Here is a 16,147-nt window from a genome sequence, read left to right as displayed (position 1 = left end):
ATGCTTGGCGCCGATTAGGGTGCGGCCAAGGTTTGAAACGCCGTGTTTGCTGATGATTGGCGTTGAACGTGCCCCTGTGGATATCGCTTGAAAGCGGCATCTTGAGTTGCTTTGGCCAGACCGGAATGCTCCGGGTCTGCCATCAAAAACAGGATCATTTGAAAAATGGCCACATACGACATCCTGATTGCCGATGATCACCCCCTGTTTCGTAGCGCCCTGCATCAAGCGGTGACGCTGGGCCTTGGCCCGGATGTACGGCTGGTGGAAGTGGCGAGCATCGCCGAGCTGGAAGCGCGTCTGACCGAAAAGGCTGATTGGGATCTGGTCCTGCTGGACCTGAACATGCCCGGCGCTTTCGGGTTTTCCGGGTTGGTCATGCTGCGCGGGCAGTACCCGCAGATTCCGGTGGTGATGGTTTCGGCGCAGGAAGAAGCTTCGGTGATGGTCAAATCCCGTGAGTTCGGCGCCAGTGGTTTTATTCCCAAGTCCAGCGACCTCAGCGTGATTCAGGAAGCGGTGCGTAAAGTGCTCGATGGCGATGTGTTCTGGCCGCCGCAAGCGTTCGAGGCAGTCGCCGTTTCCGACGAAGCCAAAGCCGCCAGCGATGGCCTTGCCAGCCTGACGCCGCAGCAGTTCCGCGTGTTGACCATGGTCTGCGAAGGCCTGCTGAACAAGCAGATTGCCTATGAACTGAGCGTGTCGGAAGCGACCATCAAGGCCCACGTCACGGCGATCTTTCGCAAGCTGAATGTGCGCACTCGCACGCAAGCGGCTTTACTGCTGCAACAACTTGAGTCAATTCCGAGCCAATAATGGCTGGCGTCTTCACGCTTTTTTGACTTTTGTTGATCTAGCTTTCCCACTCCTTTTTGGTTGGTTTCTACTTTATGTCACCTTTCAAGGGCCAGACCGGCCTGAAACGTATCCTCAATGCCTCCGGTTACTCGCTGGATGGCCTGCGCGCAGCTTTCACTGGTGAAGCGGCGTTCCGCCAACTGGTACTGCTCAATGTGGTGCTGATTCCGCTGACGTTCTTCCTCAATGTCAGCCGTGTCGAACAAGCGCTGTTGATCGCTGTGTGCCTGTTGGCGCTGATCGTCGAGTTGCTGAACTCGGCGGTAGAAGCGGCCATTGACCGCATCTCGCTGGAACTGCATCCACTGTCGAAGAATGCCAAGGACATGGGCAGCGCCGCACAATTCGTGGCATTGAGCATGATCGCGCTGGTGTGGGCAGTGATTCTGCTTTAAGCGATTGTCGGCAAAACGATCTCGTCGCTGCGCTGCACCCCGGCGGTGAAAGCGCGGCACAGATCGAGAAATTCGCGCATGGCAGAAGTCTGATATTTCTGTTTGTGCCAGATGAAGTAGAACTGTCGCGCCAGATCCAGATCCGGCGTTTCCACCGGCACCAGACTGCCGCGGCGGAACGCATCACGCAGCGCCAGCCGCGAGATGCAGCCAATCCCTAGTCCTGATTCCACCGCGCGTTTGATCGCTTCGGTGTGTTCCAGCTCCAGACGGATATTCAGTGCGCTGCGATGGTGACGCATGGCCTGATCGAAGGTCAGCCGCGTGCCGGAACCCTGTTCACGCAGAATCCATGCCTCGCGAGTCAGTTCTTCCATGGTCGCGCTGCCGCGTTGGGCCAGCGGATGCTGCGGCGCGCAGAACACCACCAGCTCATCTTCAACCCAGCTCTGCACTTCGATGTCCGGGTGGCTACAATCGCCTTCGATTAGACCCAGATCAATTTCGTAGTGGGCGACTTGTTGCACGATATTGGCCGTGTTCTGTACGTGCAGCTTCACCTGGCTTTCCGGGTGGCGCTGCATGAAACTGCCGATCAGCAGGGTCGCCAGATAATTGCCGATGGTCAGCGTCGCGCCCACCGACAGCGAGCCGAAACCGGATTTGCCGTTGAGCAGGTCTTCGATTTCCTTGGCCTGATCGAGCAGGGCCACCGCCTGCGGCAAGAGCTGTTTGCCGAGGGCGTTGAGGCTCAGCCGTTTGCCGGCGCGGTCGAACAGCTGGCAGCTGGATTGGCGCTCGAGTTCGGTGATCGACGTGCTGGCGGCCGACTGCGAGAGGTTGAGCAGACCCGCAGCACGGGATACGCTTTCCTGCTGGGCGACGGCGACGAAGACTTGCAGTTGACGGAGAGTAAATCGCATATCGATATAACCGATAACCCTTATCTTAATAATCCAGTTAACAGATATTGTCGTCGCTATTAGAATGCGATGCAATTGCGCACCGTCGCCTTCAAAAGCCAGCGCAGACCCAATCTCCAGGAGTCAAACGTACATGAGCAACATGAACCACGAGCGTGTCCTCAGTGTTCATCACTGGAACGACACTCTGTTCAGCTTCAAGTGCACCCGCGATCCGGGCCTGCGCTTCGAGAACGGTCAGTTCGTGATGATCGGCCTGCAACAGCCCAACGGCCGCCCGCTTATGCGCGCTTACTCGATCGCCAGCCCGAACTGGGAAGAGCATCTGGAGTTCTTCAGCATTAAGGTGCAGGACGGCCCGCTGACCTCGCAACTGCAGCACTTGAAGGAAGGCGACGAGATCATCATCTCGAAGAAGCCTACCGGCACCCTGGTTCTCGACGACCTGAACCCGGGCAAGCACTTGTACCTGCTGAGCACCGGCACCGGTCTGGCGCCGTTCATGAGCGTGATTCAGGACCCGGAAACCTACGAGCGCTTTGAAAAAGTGATCCTGGTTCACGGTGTGCGTTACGTCAACGAAGTCGCGTATCGCGAATTCATCACCGAGCACTTGCCGCAGAACGAGTTCTTCGGCGAGGCGCTGCGTGACAAGCTGATCTACTACCCGACCGTGACCCGCGAGCCTTTCGAGAATCAGGGTCGCCTGACCGACCTGATGCGCAGCGGCAAGCTGTTCAGCGACATCGGCCTGCCACCGATCAACCCGCAGGACGACCGCGCGATGATCTGCGGTAGCCCGAGCATGCTCGACGAGACCAGCGAAGTGCTCGACAGCTTCGGCCTGAAGATCTCGGCGCGGATGCGCGAGCCGGGTGATTACCTGATCGAGCGTGCGTTCGTCGAGAAGTAAGCCCCCCTTAAAAAGCCCCCATTGCCTATGCAGGCAATGGGGGCTTTTTTATGCCCGAAACATTTCCTTCATGCCTGCCACGATCCATGTGGGTGCGGCCTCAGGCTGTGGCAGGAATCACTTCGAGCACGCGGATCTGCTCTGGCGTCGGGTAATGCCAGCGCACATCCAGATCCCAGAATTGCGCACCGTACTCGCGTTCAGGCGCCGGGGTTTGATAGGCCGGACGCGGATCCTGGGCCAGGCACTGTTCAATCAGCTCAACCAAGGGTTCGCCAAGGCGCTGAGCGTGTGTGTGCGCTTGTTTCAGCGCTGAGTCCGTCCACTGCACGTCAATCAACTGCGGCGCGGCGCTGGCGATGCTGTTGGCGGCGTTGGGAATGATGTCGGCGTAAGGCACGTAGGGCTTGATGTCGAGAATCGGCGTGCCGTCGAGCAAGTCGATCCCGGAGATGAACAACCGATTGGCTTCGACGTTGTCCAGTTTCACCACCGATTGGCCGATGCCGTTTGGTCGATGGGTGGCACGGGTGGCGAATACGCCCATGGATTTGTTGCCGCCCAGTCGCGGTGGGCGGACTTTCAGCCGTGGTTTGTCTTCCAGTGCCTGATGGAACAGAAACAGCAGCCAGACGTGACTGACCTGCTCCAGCCCTTGCACGGCGTCACCCTGATCGAACGGCGCCACCAGTTCCAGCACGCCACGGGCGGCGGGGGCCAGTTGCGGTTGACGGGGGATGGCAAATTTCTCCTTGAAGCAGGAGCGCACGAAGCCGATGGGGGAGACGCTGTAAGTCATGGTTTGCATTCGAAGCGTGGCAGGGTGGGCATGATAACCCGGTAGCCCTCAAGTCTGGTGGTACCAGGACCGGCCTCTTCGCGAGCAAGCTCGCTCCCACATTTGATCTATGGCGTGCACAAGATCCCTGTGGGAGCGAGCTTGCTCGCGAAGGCCGCGCCGCCGATCTACAGACTGAACCCACCATCCAGCGGAATAATATTCCCGGTCATATAGGCCCCAGCCGTACTCGCCAGACTGATCGCCAACGCCGCCATTTCCTCTTCACGCCCCCAACGCTTCATCGGAATCAGCGCGGTATCCTCGGCCAATGCCTGCTGGTCATTGCCAATATGCTGGGTCATCTTGCTCGGAAAGCGCCCCGGCGCAATCACGTTGACGTTGATGTGCTGGCTCACCAGTTCCCGCGCGAGAATCCGCGACAATTGATGCAGGGCGGCCTTACTTGGCCCGTAGGCATACGCCTGCTCGCCAAACGAAGAAATCCCCGCCACTGAACCGATGTTGATGATCCGTGCCGGGTTCGCCGCCGAACCCGCTTTGCGCAACAACGGTAGAAACTGCTGGATGCAACTGAACACCGACGTCACGTTGAGCTGCATGACTTTTTCCCAACCCTTGACCGGGTAGCTCTCCAGCGGCGCGCCCCAAGTAGTGCCGGCGTTGTTCACCAGAATATCCAGATGCGTGATCTGCTCGCCCAGGCGCGCGGCCAGTTCCTGCACGCCTTCTTCCGTCGCCAGATTCGCCGCCACGCCGTGACACTTGCCCAAGGCGCTGAGTTCTTCCGCGGTTTGATGGCAGGCTTCGGCGTCGCGCGAGCAGACATAGACGCGCGCGCCAGCCTCGACAAAGGCTTTGGCGATCATTTTGCCGATACCACGGGTGCCGCCGGTCACCAGAGCGGTGCGGCCTTGCAGGGAGAAATACGGGTGCATGGCGAGTCCTGAGTGCTAGGGATCAATACACCCTAGTCGTCAGCCGCGAAAAGCGGAGCCACTATTTTCAGAGGGAATGAGCGGTCATGCGTTGCGGCGGCGACCATCAGTCGCCACCGCAGAAGGGGATCAGGCCGGGCGAACGCGCAGGGTCAGCCCCTTGAGGAAGTTGCGCAGCAACTGGTCGCCGCACGGGCGGTAGTTGGTGTGGCCGACCTTGCGGAACAGCGCACTCAGCTCAGGCTTGGACACCGGGAACTCGGCGGCCTTGAGGATCGCGTGCATGTCGTCTTCTTTCAGTTCGAAGGCCACGCGCAGCTTTTTCAGGATGATGTTGTTGGTCACCGGCACTTCGATCGGCTGCGGCGGACGGCTTTCGTCCTTGCCACGCTTGAAGATCACCAGACCGTCGAGGAAGTGCGCGATGACTTCGTCCGGGCAGCGCACGAAACCTTCTTCGTCTTCTTCTTTCTTGTCGAGCCAGGTCACTACGTCGGCGAGCGCTACTTCCATGCCGCCGAGCTTGATGATTTCGACAACTTTCTTGTCGCTGATGTCGAGCATGTAGCGCACGCTGCGCAGTACGTCGTTATGAATCATGTGAGTAATCCTGATAAGCGTTGTGGGCAGCACGCGGGCGCGCTGCCGGAATGTGTGGCGGCAGTGGAAGTCTTAGAACTTCTCTTTGCCGGACAGGTAGCGCCATTGGCCAACCGGGACCTTGCCGATCGAGACGCCGCCGATGCGGATGCGACGGATGCCGATGACCTTCAGGCCCACCGCTTCGCAGAACTGGGCGATGATGCCGGGCTGCGGGTTTTTCATGGCGAAGCGCAGCCGGTTTTCGTTCTGCCAGCTGGCCTTGACTGGCGGCAGCTCCTTGCCCTTGTGGGTCAGGCCGTGCTGCAGGCGATTGAGGCCGTGGGCGACCATGTCTCCTTCAACTTCAACCACGTATTCCTGCTCGATCTTCGCGGCGTCGGCGGTGAGTTTGCGGAGGATTTTCCAGTCCTGAGTGAACACCAGCAGGCCGCTAGCCTTGGCTTGCAGGTCGGCGCTGGCGGTCAGGCGCAGAAAGTGCCCGCGCAACGGGCGCTTGCTGAAGCGGTGTTCTTCGCTGAGGGTTTCGGCGCTCAGCGATTGCATGGCGGTCTCGACATCCATGCCAGCCGGCGCGTTGAGCAGGATGGTCACCGGCTCCGGTGCGGTGGCCTTGGCGTCCTTATCGAGCTCGACCTTCTGGTCGCCGACCTTGAATTGCGGCTCGTCAATCACTTCGCCGTCCACGGAGACCCAGCCGCCCTCAATGAACAGCTCGGCCTCCCGGCGGGAGCAACCGACCAGTTCGATGAGGCGTTTGGAGAGGCGAATCGGGTCAGTCATGACAGGGCCGTAACAAAAAAGGGGTGGGCATTGTACCTGTGTGGCGCCGGTTAAGCCCGGTTCGATTTACAGGCGCTGAATTCAATGTGGGAGCGAGCTTGCTCGCGAAGGCGTCCTGCCAGTCTATGTGTGCAGTGACTGGTACACCGCATTCGCGAGCAAGCTCGCTCCCACAGGGGTTCCCTGGTGTATCAGCCGTTGCCTGAGCGTTGCTGATTTTGTCGCAGGCGCATGTGCAGCAACGGATACGGCTGGCCCATGCCATCCACCTCCGAACGGCCGATCACCTCAAAACCCTGCTTGAAGTAAAAGCCCAAGGCTTGTGGGTTCTGCTCGTTGACGTCGAGTTCATCGGCATTCAAGTGCTGCATCGCGTAGGTGAGCAGTTTCTTGCCCAAGCCCTGGCCACGATGTTCGGGATCGATGAACAACATTTCAATCTTGCCCGCTGCAACTCCGGCAAATCCGGTGATGCGCTGGTTAGCATCCTTGGTGCAGATCAGCATTACTGCATCGAGATAGCGGGTGAGCACCAGATTGCGCAGCAGTTCGATATAGCTGTCCGGCAGAAAATCATGGGTCGCACGGACCGAGGCCTCCCAGACCCGGGTCAGTTCCTGGTAATCGCTGAGTTTCGGCGTGTGGATGACCGAATGGTGACGCATGCCCGTCTGCCTCTTGTCCGTTTCAAGGGAGTCCGTCCCCCGCTAAACGATAGCCGTAAAAAAGCCCCGCATCTCGTAAAAAGAGCGGGGCTTTTTGTATTTTTTGCGGTGTCTTGCTGGCTGTTTCTGTCGCCAGCAAGAGCTCACCCCCTCACCCCAACCCTCTCCCCCAAGGGGGCGAGGGGGAAGGGAGCTGATCTTCATGCTGTTGAAAACCTGAGCTCGACTCGAACGTTCAGGTCGGTGTAATTCGAAAGAACAACACGGTCAGCTCCCTCTCCCTCTGGGAGAGGGCTGGGGTGAGGGGCTTTTGACCTTAGATCTGCTCAGCCCACAGGTCATATTCGTCAGCGTCAGTCACCTTGCACCAGACCTTGTCGCCAGGCTTCAAATTACTGCCGTTATCGATAAACACATTGCCATCGATTTCCGGGGCGTCGAAGAAGCAGCGGCCAACCGCGCCTTGCTCGTCAACTTCGTCAACCAGCACTTCAATCTCACGGCCAATGCGCATTTGCAGGCGGGCCGAGCTGATCGCCTGCTGGTGCGCCATAAAGCGATCCCAACGATCTTGCTTGACCTCGTCCGGCACCACTTCCAGATCCAGATCATTGGCCGGAGCGCCTTCAACCGGCGAGTACTGGAAGCAGCCGACGCGGTCGAGCTGGGCTTCGGTCAGCCAGTTCAGCAGGTACTGGAAGTCTTCTTCGGTTTCGCCCGGGAAGCCGACGATGAAGGTCGAACGGATGATCAAATCCGGGCAGATTTCGCGCCAGTTCTTGATCCGCGCCAGGGTCTTGTCTTCGAACGCCGGGCGTTTCATCGACTTCAACACTTTCGGGCTGGCGTGCTGGAACGGGATGTCCAGGTACGGCAGGATCTTGCCGGCAGCCATCAGCGGGATCAGCTCGTCAACGTGCGGGTACGGGTAAACGTAGTGCAGGCGGACCCAGACGCCGAGGGTGCTCAGCGCTTCGCAGAGTTCGGTCATGCGGGTTTTCACCGGCGCGCCGTTCCAGAAGCCGGTGCGGTATTTCACGTCAACGCCGTAGGCGCTGGTGTCTTGCGAGATCACCAACAGCTCTTTAACGCCGGATTTGACCAGGCGCTGAGCTTCGTCGAGTACATCACCGACCGGACGGCTGACCAGTTTGCCGCGCATCGACGGGATGATGCAGAACGAGCAGCTGTGGTTGCAGCCTTCGGAGATCTTCAGGTAGGCGTAGTGGCGCGGGGTCAGTTTGATGCCTTGCGGCGGCACCAGGTCGATCAGCGGGTTGTGATCTTTACGCGGCGGCACCACTTCGTGCACGGCGTTGACCACTTGCTCGTACTGCTGCGGACCGGTCACGGCCAGCACGCTCGGGTGCACGTTGCGGATGTTGCCTTCTTCCACGCCCATGCAACCGGTGACGATCACCTTGCCGTTTTCCTTGATCGCTTCGCCGATCACTTCCAGCGACTCAGCCTTGGCCGAATCGATGAAACCGCAGGTATTGACCACGACCACGTCGGCGTCCTGATAGGTGGACACCACGTCATAGCCTTCCATGCGCAGCTGGGTCAGGATGCGCTCGGAGTCGACCAGTGCTTTCGGGCAACCCAGAGATACAAAGCCAACCTTTGGATTGGCCGGCGCAGGAGTGGTGGACATGTCTAACCTCGGTATTTTGTGACATCGCTTTCTTGGTGCGAAAGCCGACGGATGGGCGCTTAGGGCGCGCCTCTGATCAAAAAGTGCGCAATTCTAGCGGTGAGGAGCGCACTTGACCAGCTTTATGCCGGGAAATACGACGAGTGCTGCGCTATGCTTCGCGCCGTTGAGCTTTACCAATTTTTTACAGTCAACAAAACGTCTGTAACAACAGGTAAAACAGCGCATGCTGCACCACAAAGCATAGTGCTTCATTCAAAGAAGCCGGTTCTGAGAAGTAGGAGTGTTGGATGGGTCAGGCAAGTAGTCATGCGGCAGGCGCCGAGGGTTCGGCAACCAAGCCGCTGAGCATGCTGGTCGCGGCAGTCGGGGTAGTTTACGGCGACATCGGCACCAGCCCGTTGTACACCCTCAAAGAAGTGTTTTCCGGCGGTTACGGCGTACCGGTCAATCACGACGGCGTGCTGGGCATTCTGTCGTTGATCTTCTGGTCGCTGATCTGGGTCGTGTCGATCAAATACATGATGTTCGTGCTACGCGCCGACAACCAGGGTGAGGGCGGCATCATGGCGCTCACCGCACTGGCCCGTCGCGCGGCCGGGCATCGCAAGAAGCTGCGGTCGTTGCTGGTGGTGTGCGGACTGATCGGTGCGGCGCTGTTTTACGGCGACAGCATGATCACCCCGGCGATTTCCGTGCTGTCGGCGATTGAAGGTCTGGGGCTGGCGTTTGAGGGTATCGACCATTGGGTGGTGCCGCTGTCGCTGGTGGTGCTGGTCGGACTGTTTCTGATCCAGCGTCACGGTACGGCGCGGATCGGCATCTTGTTCGGGCCGATCATGGTCACATGGTTCCTCGTCCTCGGCGCCCTCGGTGTGTATGGCATCAGCCACACGCCAGAAGTGCTGCATGCGCTGAATCCGGTCTGGGCCGTGCGTTTCTTCATGGTCCACACCGGCATGGGCGTGGCGATCCTCGGCGCCGTGGTGCTGGCCCTGACCGGTGCCGAAGCGCTGTACGCCGACATGGGCCACTTTGGTCGCAAGCCGATTGCCCGGGCGTGGTTCCTGCTGGTGCTGCCGGCGCTGGTGCTGAACTACTTCGGCCAGGGTGCGTTGCTGCTGGACAACCCGGAAGCGGCGCGTAACCCGTTCTATCTGCTGGCGCCGAGCTGGGCGCTGATTCCGCTGGTCGGTCTGTCGACGCTGGCCACGGTGATCGCTTCGCAAGCGGTGATTTCCGGCGCGTTCTCCCTGACACGTCAGGCGATTCAGCTCGGTTACATCCCGCGCATGTACATCCAGCACACCTCCAGTGATGAGCAGGGCCAGATTTACATCGGCGCGGTGAACTGGGCGCTGATGGTTGGCGTTGTGCTGCTGGTGCTGGGCTTCGAATCCTCCGGCGCACTGGCCTCGGCCTATGGCGTGGCAGTGACGGGCACCATGCTGATGACCACCATTCTGGTGTCGGCGGTGATGCTGCTGCTGTGGAAATGGCCACCGATCCTTGCGGTGCCGGTGCTGATCGGCTTCCTGCTGGTGGACGGTCTGTACTTCGCCGCCAACGTGCCGAAGATCGTTCAGGGCGGCGCATTCCCGGTGATCGCCGGTATCGCGCTGTTCGTGCTGATGACCACCTGGAAGCGCGGTAAACAACTGCTGGTCGATCGTCTCGACGAAGGCGCACTGCCGCTGCCGATCTTCATCAGCAGCATCCGCGTGCAACCGCCGCATCGGGTGCAGGGCACTGCGGTGTTCCTCACCGCGCGCTCCGACGCCGTGCCGCATGCACTGTTGCATAACCTGCTGCATAACCAGGTGTTGCATGAGCAAGTGGTATTGCTGACGGTGGTCTACGAAGACATCCCGCGCGTACCGCCATCGCGGCGCTTCGAAGTGGAAGCACACGGCGAAGGTTTCTTCCGGGTGATCCTGCACTTCGGCTTCACCGATGAGCCGGACGTGCCGCAGGCGCTGAAGCTGTGTCATCTGGATGATCTGGACTTCAGCCCGATGCGCACCACGTACTTCCTCAGCCGGGAAACGGTGATTGCCTCGAAGCTGGAAGGCATGGCGCGTTGGCGTGAGGCGCTGTTTGCGTTCATGTTGAAGAATGCCAATGGTAATTTGCGCTTCTTCAATCTGCCGCTGAATCGGGTGATTGAGTTGGGGACGCAGGTGGAGATGTAACTTCGCGTTATAGAAAGAGCCCCCGTCAGCCTTGTGGTTGGCGGGGGCTTTTTTGTGCCTGTGCATAAACCTCAAACCCATCGCAAATCCCCTGTGGGAGCGAGCTTGCTCGCGAAGGCTGAGTGTCAGTCGAGACATGTGGTGGCTGATCCACCGCTTTCGCGAGCAAGCTCGCTCCCACAAGGGTTCTGTGATGTTAGTGGCTTTCAGGCAATTCTTCTTCGGATTCGCTCTTCGTGCGCGCAGGTCGTGGGATCAGCGCTTGGATCACATCATCAATCAAAGCTTTGCCCATCACTGTCAGATAATGCGCGGCCCAGGCATGGCGGTCGGTGTCTTTGATGAAGGCTGCATCCTCGGCGAAGGATTTTGCGAGGGATAGCAGGTCGGAGGATTGGGACAAGGCATCGATGATCGGGATGCCGGCGCGGACGTTGAAGAACGCTTGATCCGAGTTGTAGAGGAAAGGGGTGAAGCCGATGGTTTTAAGATCAGGTGGATTGTTCATGGTCAGTTCCCTTGATTTCGAGAGCTGCCGCATCCGATACCAAGCGAATGGGTGGCAGCTGTGCGCAGGTTGGTAAACCGGGGAATCAAGGAAACCGGCACGCCCGAAAGCGTCCCACGCACAGCTGCCATAACACAGGGACTCGGACGGGATTTCGCCTGAGTCGTGTCGGGTGCGCTGTTGCGCCTTATTCCACCGGGTTACCAAGCCCGATCGCTGAATGGGTCAGCGACGTCCGGAGAGTATCCCGTCGAAAAACAGCGCAACAGAGCGGCAAAGCGTCCAAACACGAGTTTCGGAGTTTGCCTACAAGGTCTGTGGGCGTCATCTGATATTGCGAGACCAGAAGTAAACGAAACTAAACGTTGCTGGCGGCTTTGCGGGTATTTGTTCGGCAGATGAATGAGTGTGGAGTTGACGATTCGATAATGCCAATTAAGCAGGTGTCCACGTTTTATGGAATGTGGACACTTGGTTTTTTTAGCTTCCTGAAGAGTCAAGAGATTTGCGAGTCTTGGCACAAAACTGCTGAATCCAGCGCAATCCCCCTGTGGGAGCGAGCTTGCTCGCGAAGTCTTAGTGTCAGTCGGCGAATCTGTTGACTGACCCGCCGCTTTCGCGAGCAAGCTCGCTCCCACAGCGATTGTGGTGGCGGCTGGAATGTAAAAAGCCCCCGTAACTGCGAAGTTGCGGGGGCTTTTTGTGGGCGTGGCTCAGATCACTCTTCGGCGACCGAGTCCTTGCTCTGACGCTTCTCGATCAAGTCCACCAAGCGCTTGGCCAGCGCCGGGTAGTTCTCGTCGAAGTGGTGGCCACCAGGCAGTTTCACTGCTTCGCCGACTGCAGTCTTGTCCGTGCAGCCACTTTCATCGGTCTCTTCTTCACCGTAGATGCACACGACCTTGGCCGCTGGCAGCTTGGCCATTTCCGGGCCGGTGGCGGCTTCTTTGCCGGCGTTGCCCAGCCAGCCTTCGACTTCGATTTCGAAGCTGCCGGTGCGGGCGAAGGCCAGCAGGATGATAGCGTCTACACGCTGCTGCTCGGTTTCCGGCAGGCGGTTGTAGATCGCCGGCAGAACGTCGGCACCGAACGAGTAACCGGTGAGGATGAAGCGCTTGGTGCCCCATTTCTGCCGGTAGTGCTGCATCAGTTCGGTCAGGTCCAGCGCGCTTTGCTCCGGGCTCTTGTGCTGCCAGTAGTAGCGCAGGGTGTCGATGCCGACCACCGGGTAGCCGATCTTGGCCATCTCGCCCGCCACGTCGCGGTCGAGATCGCGCCAGCCGCCGTCACCGGAAAGGAACAGGGTCACGGTGTCCTTGGCTTGACCGGCCGGCACTTCAACCACCGGGATCGCCAGACCGCCGTTGGCCTTGTCGCCGCCGACGAGGATCTTGCGCAGTTCGTTGTTCAGCACTTGCGGCAGGTTGATGTCGTAGTCGCTGATGCTGGTTTCGGCGTTCGGTTGATCGCGCACGAAACCTGCGCTGGCGTCGTCCGGGTTGTCGTTCCACGCTGCCAGCCAGTGGCCGTGGGCGGCGGATTTCGGCAGCAGGTGGGTGCAGCCACCTTTTTCCAGAGCGAGGTCGACGGAGATGGCTTGGGCCTTGTCGTCTTTCTGCTCCGACAACCAGCGCCAGGCCAGCACGGCGCCCGGGCCGATGCCGCTGACCAGCGTGGCCGGGCCATTCAGTTCACGCAGACCGGTTTGCAGGGCGCGGCTTTGCAGCAGGCAGTCCTTGGGCAGAATCACCTGAACGATCTGCGCCGAAGCGCTGCGGCTCAGGGTGGTCAGTTGTTTTTCGCTGAGTTTCTGGTCGTCGTTGACCGCTATCAGGACCTGCGCCTTGGGCTTGGTGCCGGGGATGATGCGGGTCATGGCGGCGCCGTCGGTCGGGGTCAGCTGTTCGACGGTCGGTTCCGGTGCCGGGCGTTTGAGGTACCAGAAACCGCCGCCGGCAATCACGGCCAGCACGATCAGTGCGGCCAGGATGTACTTCAGGGAGCGTTGAATCATCAGCGTTTCACCAATCCAGTCAAGCCGCCCGCGATCAGGGCAGCAGTGTCGGCCAGCGCCACCAGCGGATCGAGTCCGGCGGGCACGGCCATATAACGGGGTTCCCAGTCAGGCTGGAACTTGTCTTTGAAGCGGCGCAAGCCTTGGAAGTTGTACAGCTGCTCACCACGGCGGAAAACCATCGAGCCCAGACGCTGGGTCAGCGGTGCACCACGCCGGGGTTGCAACCCCGACAACGGCACCATGCCCAGGCTGAAGCGCGCGTATCCGTGACTCTTATAGTGTTGAATCAGGCCGACCATCATGAATTCCATGGTCAGCTTGGGGGCGTCCGGGTGCGCACGCATCAGGTCGAGACTGGCCAGGTCATGGCTGTAAGTCTCGAGCAGGTTGGCGAATGCCACCGGGCGACCTTCGAAGCGAATCACCGCGATGCGGAAATGCTTCAGGTAATCGTCGCTGAAGCGGCCGAGGGAGAAGCCTTTCTCACGCACGTTCTTGCCGGTCAGCCACGCATCGGAAATCACTTTCAGCTCGTCCATCGGCGCCTGACCCGGCTCGTGGATCTCCAGCGACAAGCCATCGCGTGTGCCACGGTTCCAGGTGTAGCGCAGGTCCTTCATCTCTTTGCCCTTGGCTTCCAGGTCAAAGCGAAGCAGATCGACCCGGGCTTCTTCGCCGAGTTTGATCGCGGTCAGGCCGATGTCCATGTAGTACGGCAGGTTCTCCGCGCGCACCTGGTAGAACACCGGGCGAGCGTGGTGAATGTCGCAGAGGTCGCGGAACTGCCAGATCATCTCGGCGCGTTGCTGGCCGGGGCCGATCGGGTCGTACAGCGCCACCAGGCTGCGGCCACGGCGTGCGTACATCAGGAACGCTTCGTCGTTCTGGTGAAACAGCAGCGCCTTGTCACCGGTCAGCGCGAGGCCACCGTCGGGTTGCGACGACGCCATCAGAATCTTCGCCGCGCGATCGAGTTCGTCAGGTGTCGGCAGGTGAATGACCGGGCGCGCGGTGCGCAGCAGCCACGTCAGCGCGATCACCAGCAACAGCACGGCAGCGCCGAGCAGCGAGCGCAGGCCACGTGGTGCGTCAGCATCAAGGGTGAACTGCCACCACAGTTGATGGCTGTACGGCACGTCTTGATAGGCGAACAGCAGCAGCCACGTCGATGCACCCAGCACACAGAGGCTGGCCACCAGATACAGGGGAGAGAAGGGCAGTTCGGTCAGGCGGCTCGGGCGATAGAACGAGCGACGGAACACACCGAGCAAGGCTGCGGTGAGGGTCATCAGCGTCGCTTCTTCCCAGTCGAAACCTTTAAGCAGCGAGAGCAGGGCGCCGACCAGCAGCAGAATGGTGGTGAGCATCCACGCCGCCGACAAGCGCCGACGCAGGCCCTGAGCGAGCATCAGGCAGAGCACGCCGATCAGGCTGGCGCCGAAGTGCGAGGCGTCGACCAGACGATGCGGGATAAGAAAACCGATGTGCTCCAGACGTGTATCGATCTCGGGCGTCGCACCAGAAAACAGCAGCACCACGCCGGACAGGAACACCAACACCGCCAGAATCGGTGCCGCCAGGCCGGACGCCGCGCGCATGGTCTGGGTTTGAAACAGGCGTTGGCCTTCGTTGATCAGCAGGAATACGCAGGCGACCAGCAGCGGCAGCACCACATAGATCAGGCGATACAGCAGCAGCGCCGCGGCCAGTGGTGCGGCACCTAGCGTGTCGGCGAAAGCGGCCAGCAGAATCGCTTCGAACACACCGACACCGCCGGGCACATGGCTGAGTACGCCGGCAGCCAATGCCAACAGGTACACCAGCAGGAATGCGCCGAACGGCGGCGCCTCCGGCAGCAATAGATAGAGGACAGTAGCGGCAGCGGCAACGTCGAGCGCGGTGATGATCAGTTGCAGGAACGTCAGGCGGCGGCCCGGCAGGCGCAGCGTGCGCCGGCCAACCCTGACCAGCAGGTTGTCGCGCAACGGTTGTTCCGGCAGGCGCCGACGGTAGATGCCGATAGCCAGTACTGCGCCAAGCGCCAGCACAACAGCGGCAACCGTGCCGAGCAGACCTTCGGACAAACCCAGGGCTTGAGAGGCAGCAGGCAGGTCGCTCAGCGTTGCCAGTGCAGCCAGCGGCGGCAAGGCGCAACCCAGCGACAGGCTGGCGAACAAGGTCATGTGCGCGACTTCCGACGCCCCCAGACCCAGTCGTGCATATAAACGGTAGCGAACCGAGCCACCGGACAGCAGCGACAGACCGATCGCATTGCCAATCGCAAACGCGGTGAAGCCGCCCAGCGCCAATGTGCGCGGCGGCAAGGTCACGCCGGCATAGCGACTGGCCGACCATTCATAGCCAAGCAGAATAATGAAGCCGACCACGGTCGCACCGAAGGCGCCGAGCAAGGCGGGTTTCGGCACGTCAAGAATCGAGTCGTGCAACGCATCGAGATCGAGTTCGGCGAGCAGATGACGACAGGCAATCAGCGCAATGGCGAACAACAGCAAGGTGACCCCCAGCCCGATGGGCTGACGGTATTTGCTCAACCGATCCAGCAAGCGCAGGCGCTCGGGTTTGATCGGGTGTTCCGCTGTGACGGTGTCTTGTGGATCAGACGAGTTGGCGCGCATCAATCACCTCTTGGATTGTGCGCGACAGGATGGAGGTATCCAGCCAAGTTACCAATCCCTGTAGAAAAAAATAATCACAAAATACTACGCCTCTCACCGGGTATCGGCGAGGGCAGTTCCTGGATTGCAGAGGCCTTGCCTGCGACTCAAGCATAGTCGCAAGTGAGGACTTCTGAAGATCCCCAGCGGTTCACTGCACAGTGACAGATCATTGTTGCGAAAGGACTTTTTCAACAGATACAAAAAAGGCCACTCTTTCGAGTAGC

Annotated in this window: 15 protein-coding genes and 1 pseudogene; 5 read left to right on the top strand and 11 right to left on the bottom strand. The window is 59.9% G+C overall.

Annotated features, from left to right (window positions below; all coding sequences use genetic code 11):
* Window positions 1-14: 14 nt before the first annotated feature.
* Complete coding sequence (locus BMY54_RS30640; RefSeq protein ID WP_156685511.1) at window positions 15-173, bottom strand: hypothetical protein; 159 nt, start codon at window positions 171-173, stop codon at window positions 15-17.
* Here BMY54_RS30640 and erdR point away from each other — a divergent pair.
* Together erdR and BMY54_RS20480 are read left to right on the top strand one after the other, a co-directional pair.
* On the top strand, window positions 166-816 hold the full coding sequence (gene erdR / locus BMY54_RS20485; protein ID WP_093436424.1) for a response regulator transcription factor ErdR: 651 nt from the start codon (window positions 166-168) through the stop codon (window positions 814-816). The two genes, BMY54_RS30640 and erdR, sit on opposite strands and share 8 nt — an antisense overlap.
* Window positions 817-890: 74 nt before the next feature.
* Window positions 891-1,253 carry a diacylglycerol kinase gene (locus tag BMY54_RS20480; protein ID WP_003222276.1) on the top strand — a complete coding sequence of 121 codons (363 nt, stop codon included), beginning with the start codon at window positions 891-893 and terminating at the stop codon, window positions 1,251-1,253.
* On the opposite strand, the gene BMY54_RS20475 is transcribed toward BMY54_RS20480, so the two are convergent.
* Window positions 1,250-2,176: a LysR family transcriptional regulator gene (locus BMY54_RS20475; protein ID WP_093436421.1), complete on the bottom strand. Its 927-nt coding sequence runs from the start codon at window positions 2,174-2,176 to the stop codon at window positions 1,250-1,252. The two genes, BMY54_RS20480 and BMY54_RS20475, sit on opposite strands and share 4 nt — an antisense overlap.
* Before the next feature lie 133 nt (window positions 2,177-2,309).
* Here BMY54_RS20475 and fpr point away from each other — a divergent pair, with 133 nt between their 5' ends.
* Complete coding sequence (gene fpr / locus BMY54_RS20470; RefSeq protein ID WP_007908723.1) at window positions 2,310-3,089, top strand: ferredoxin-NADP reductase; 780 nt, start codon at window positions 2,310-2,312, stop codon at window positions 3,087-3,089.
* A gap of 100 nt (window positions 3,090-3,189) precedes the next feature.
* Here fpr and tsaA read toward each other — a convergent pair whose 3' ends face one another.
* From tsaA to BMY54_RS20455, 3 genes are all read right to left on the bottom strand, one after another.
* Complete coding sequence (gene tsaA, locus BMY54_RS20465) at window positions 3,190-3,888, bottom strand: tRNA (N6-threonylcarbamoyladenosine(37)-N6)-methyltransferase TrmO (protein ID WP_175559640.1); 699 nt, start codon at window positions 3,886-3,888, stop codon at window positions 3,190-3,192.
* Window positions 3,889-4,055: 167 nt separating this feature from the next.
* On the bottom strand, window positions 4,056-4,826 hold the full coding sequence (locus BMY54_RS20460) for an SDR family oxidoreductase (RefSeq protein ID WP_093436415.1): 771 nt from the start codon (window positions 4,824-4,826) through the stop codon (window positions 4,056-4,058).
* Window positions 4,827-4,955: 129 nt separating this feature from the next.
* The gene (locus BMY54_RS20455) at window positions 4,956-5,426 is read right to left on the bottom strand and encodes a YehS family protein (protein ID WP_007908719.1); all 471 of its coding nucleotides are present in this window, start codon (window positions 5,424-5,426) and stop codon (window positions 4,956-4,958) included.
* Window positions 5,427-5,692: 266 nt separating this feature from the next.
* On the opposite strand from BMY54_RS20455, the gene BMY54_RS31395 reads away from it, so the two are divergent.
* Window positions 5,693-5,743, top strand: coding sequence for an SEC-C metal-binding domain-containing protein (locus BMY54_RS31395; RefSeq protein WP_225919992.1), 51 nt, complete (start codon window positions 5,693-5,695; stop codon window positions 5,741-5,743).
* A gap of 340 nt (window positions 5,744-6,083) precedes the next feature.
* Here the strand turns inward: BMY54_RS31395 and BMY54_RS31390 are convergent.
* From BMY54_RS31390 to rimO, 3 genes and pseudogenes are all read right to left on the bottom strand, one after another.
* Window positions 6,084-6,209 (bottom strand): annotated as a pseudogene (locus tag BMY54_RS31390) (S4 domain-containing protein); the annotation flags it as partial.
* 191 nt (window positions 6,210-6,400) lie between these two features.
* Window positions 6,401-6,874: a GNAT family N-acetyltransferase gene (locus BMY54_RS20445; RefSeq protein WP_093436409.1), complete on the bottom strand. Its 474-nt coding sequence runs from the start codon at window positions 6,872-6,874 to the stop codon at window positions 6,401-6,403.
* 316 nt (window positions 6,875-7,190) lie between these two features.
* Window positions 7,191-8,528, bottom strand: coding sequence for a 30S ribosomal protein S12 methylthiotransferase RimO (rimO, locus tag BMY54_RS20440; protein ID WP_093436402.1), 1,338 nt, complete (start codon window positions 8,526-8,528; stop codon window positions 7,191-7,193).
* Window positions 8,529-8,878: 350 nt separating this feature from the next.
* Here rimO and BMY54_RS20435 point away from each other — a divergent pair, with 350 nt between their 5' ends.
* A complete protein-coding gene (locus BMY54_RS20435; RefSeq protein WP_371748304.1) occupies window positions 8,879-10,720 on the top strand; it encodes a potassium transporter Kup in 1,842 nt (613 codons plus the stop codon).
* A gap of 196 nt (window positions 10,721-10,916) precedes the next feature.
* Here the strand turns inward: BMY54_RS20435 and BMY54_RS20430 are convergent, their stop codons facing one another.
* The 3 genes from BMY54_RS20430 to mprF form a co-directional block, all read right to left on the bottom strand.
* Complete coding sequence (locus BMY54_RS20430) at window positions 10,917-11,228, bottom strand: DUF3077 domain-containing protein (RefSeq protein ID WP_175559639.1); 312 nt, start codon at window positions 11,226-11,228, stop codon at window positions 10,917-10,919.
* Window positions 11,229-11,946: 718 nt separating this feature from the next.
* Window positions 11,947-13,242 (bottom strand): virulence factor family protein, encoded by a 1,296-nt coding sequence (locus tag BMY54_RS20425; RefSeq protein ID WP_093436391.1) that lies wholly within the window; start codon window positions 13,240-13,242, stop codon window positions 11,947-11,949.
* A complete protein-coding gene (mprF, locus tag BMY54_RS20420; protein ID WP_093436385.1) occupies window positions 13,242-15,881 on the bottom strand; it encodes a bifunctional lysylphosphatidylglycerol flippase/synthetase MprF in 2,640 nt (879 codons plus the stop codon). Before mprF ends, BMY54_RS20425 begins: the two co-directional genes overlap by 1 nt.
* Window positions 15,882-16,147 lie beyond the last annotated feature (266 nt).

It is taken from the genome of Pseudomonas sp. ok266 (genome assembly GCF_900110195.1).
In the GTDB taxonomy this organism is placed as follows: domain Bacteria; phylum Pseudomonadota; class Gammaproteobacteria; order Pseudomonadales; family Pseudomonadaceae; genus Aquipseudomonas; species Aquipseudomonas neuropathica.
This window is presented reverse-complemented; position numbering and strand designations above follow the sequence as displayed.

Bases quoted from the DNA above. Each gene is read 5' to 3' on its own strand.
- mprF (WP_093436385.1), bottom strand. From the start codon at position 15,881: ATGCGCGCCAACTCGTCTGATCCACAAGACACCGTCACAGCGGAACAC.
- erdR (WP_093436424.1), top strand. From the start codon at position 166: ATGGCCACATACGACATCCTGATTGCCGATGATCACCCCCTGTTTCGT.
- tsaA (WP_175559640.1), bottom strand. From the start codon at position 3,888: ATGACTTACAGCGTCTCCCCCATCGGCTTCGTGCGCTCCTGCTTCAAG.
- BMY54_RS20425 (WP_093436391.1), bottom strand. From the start codon at position 13,242: ATGATTCAACGCTCCCTGAAGTACATCCTGGCCGCACTGATCGTGCTG.
- BMY54_RS20475 (WP_093436421.1), bottom strand. From the start codon at position 2,176: ATGCGATTTACTCTCCGTCAACTGCAAGTCTTCGTCGCCGTCGCCCAG.
- BMY54_RS20445 (WP_093436409.1), bottom strand. From the start codon at position 6,874: ATGCGTCACCATTCGGTCATCCACACGCCGAAACTCAGCGATTACCAG.
- BMY54_RS20435 (WP_371748304.1), top strand. From the start codon at position 8,879: ATGCTGGTCGCGGCAGTCGGGGTAGTTTACGGCGACATCGGCACCAGC.
- rimO (WP_093436402.1), bottom strand. From the start codon at position 8,528: ATGTCCACCACTCCTGCGCCGGCCAATCCAAAGGTTGGCTTTGTATCT.
- BMY54_RS20460 (WP_093436415.1), bottom strand. From the start codon at position 4,826: ATGCACCCGTATTTCTCCCTGCAAGGCCGCACCGCTCTGGTGACCGGC.
- BMY54_RS20455 (WP_007908719.1), bottom strand. From the start codon at position 5,426: ATGATTCATAACGACGTACTGCGCAGCGTGCGCTACATGCTCGACATC.
- fpr (WP_007908723.1), top strand. From the start codon at position 2,310: ATGAGCAACATGAACCACGAGCGTGTCCTCAGTGTTCATCACTGGAAC.
- BMY54_RS20480 (WP_003222276.1), top strand. From the start codon at position 891: ATGTCACCTTTCAAGGGCCAGACCGGCCTGAAACGTATCCTCAATGCC.
- BMY54_RS20430 (WP_175559639.1), bottom strand. From the start codon at position 11,228: ATGAACAATCCACCTGATCTTAAAACCATCGGCTTCACCCCTTTCCTC.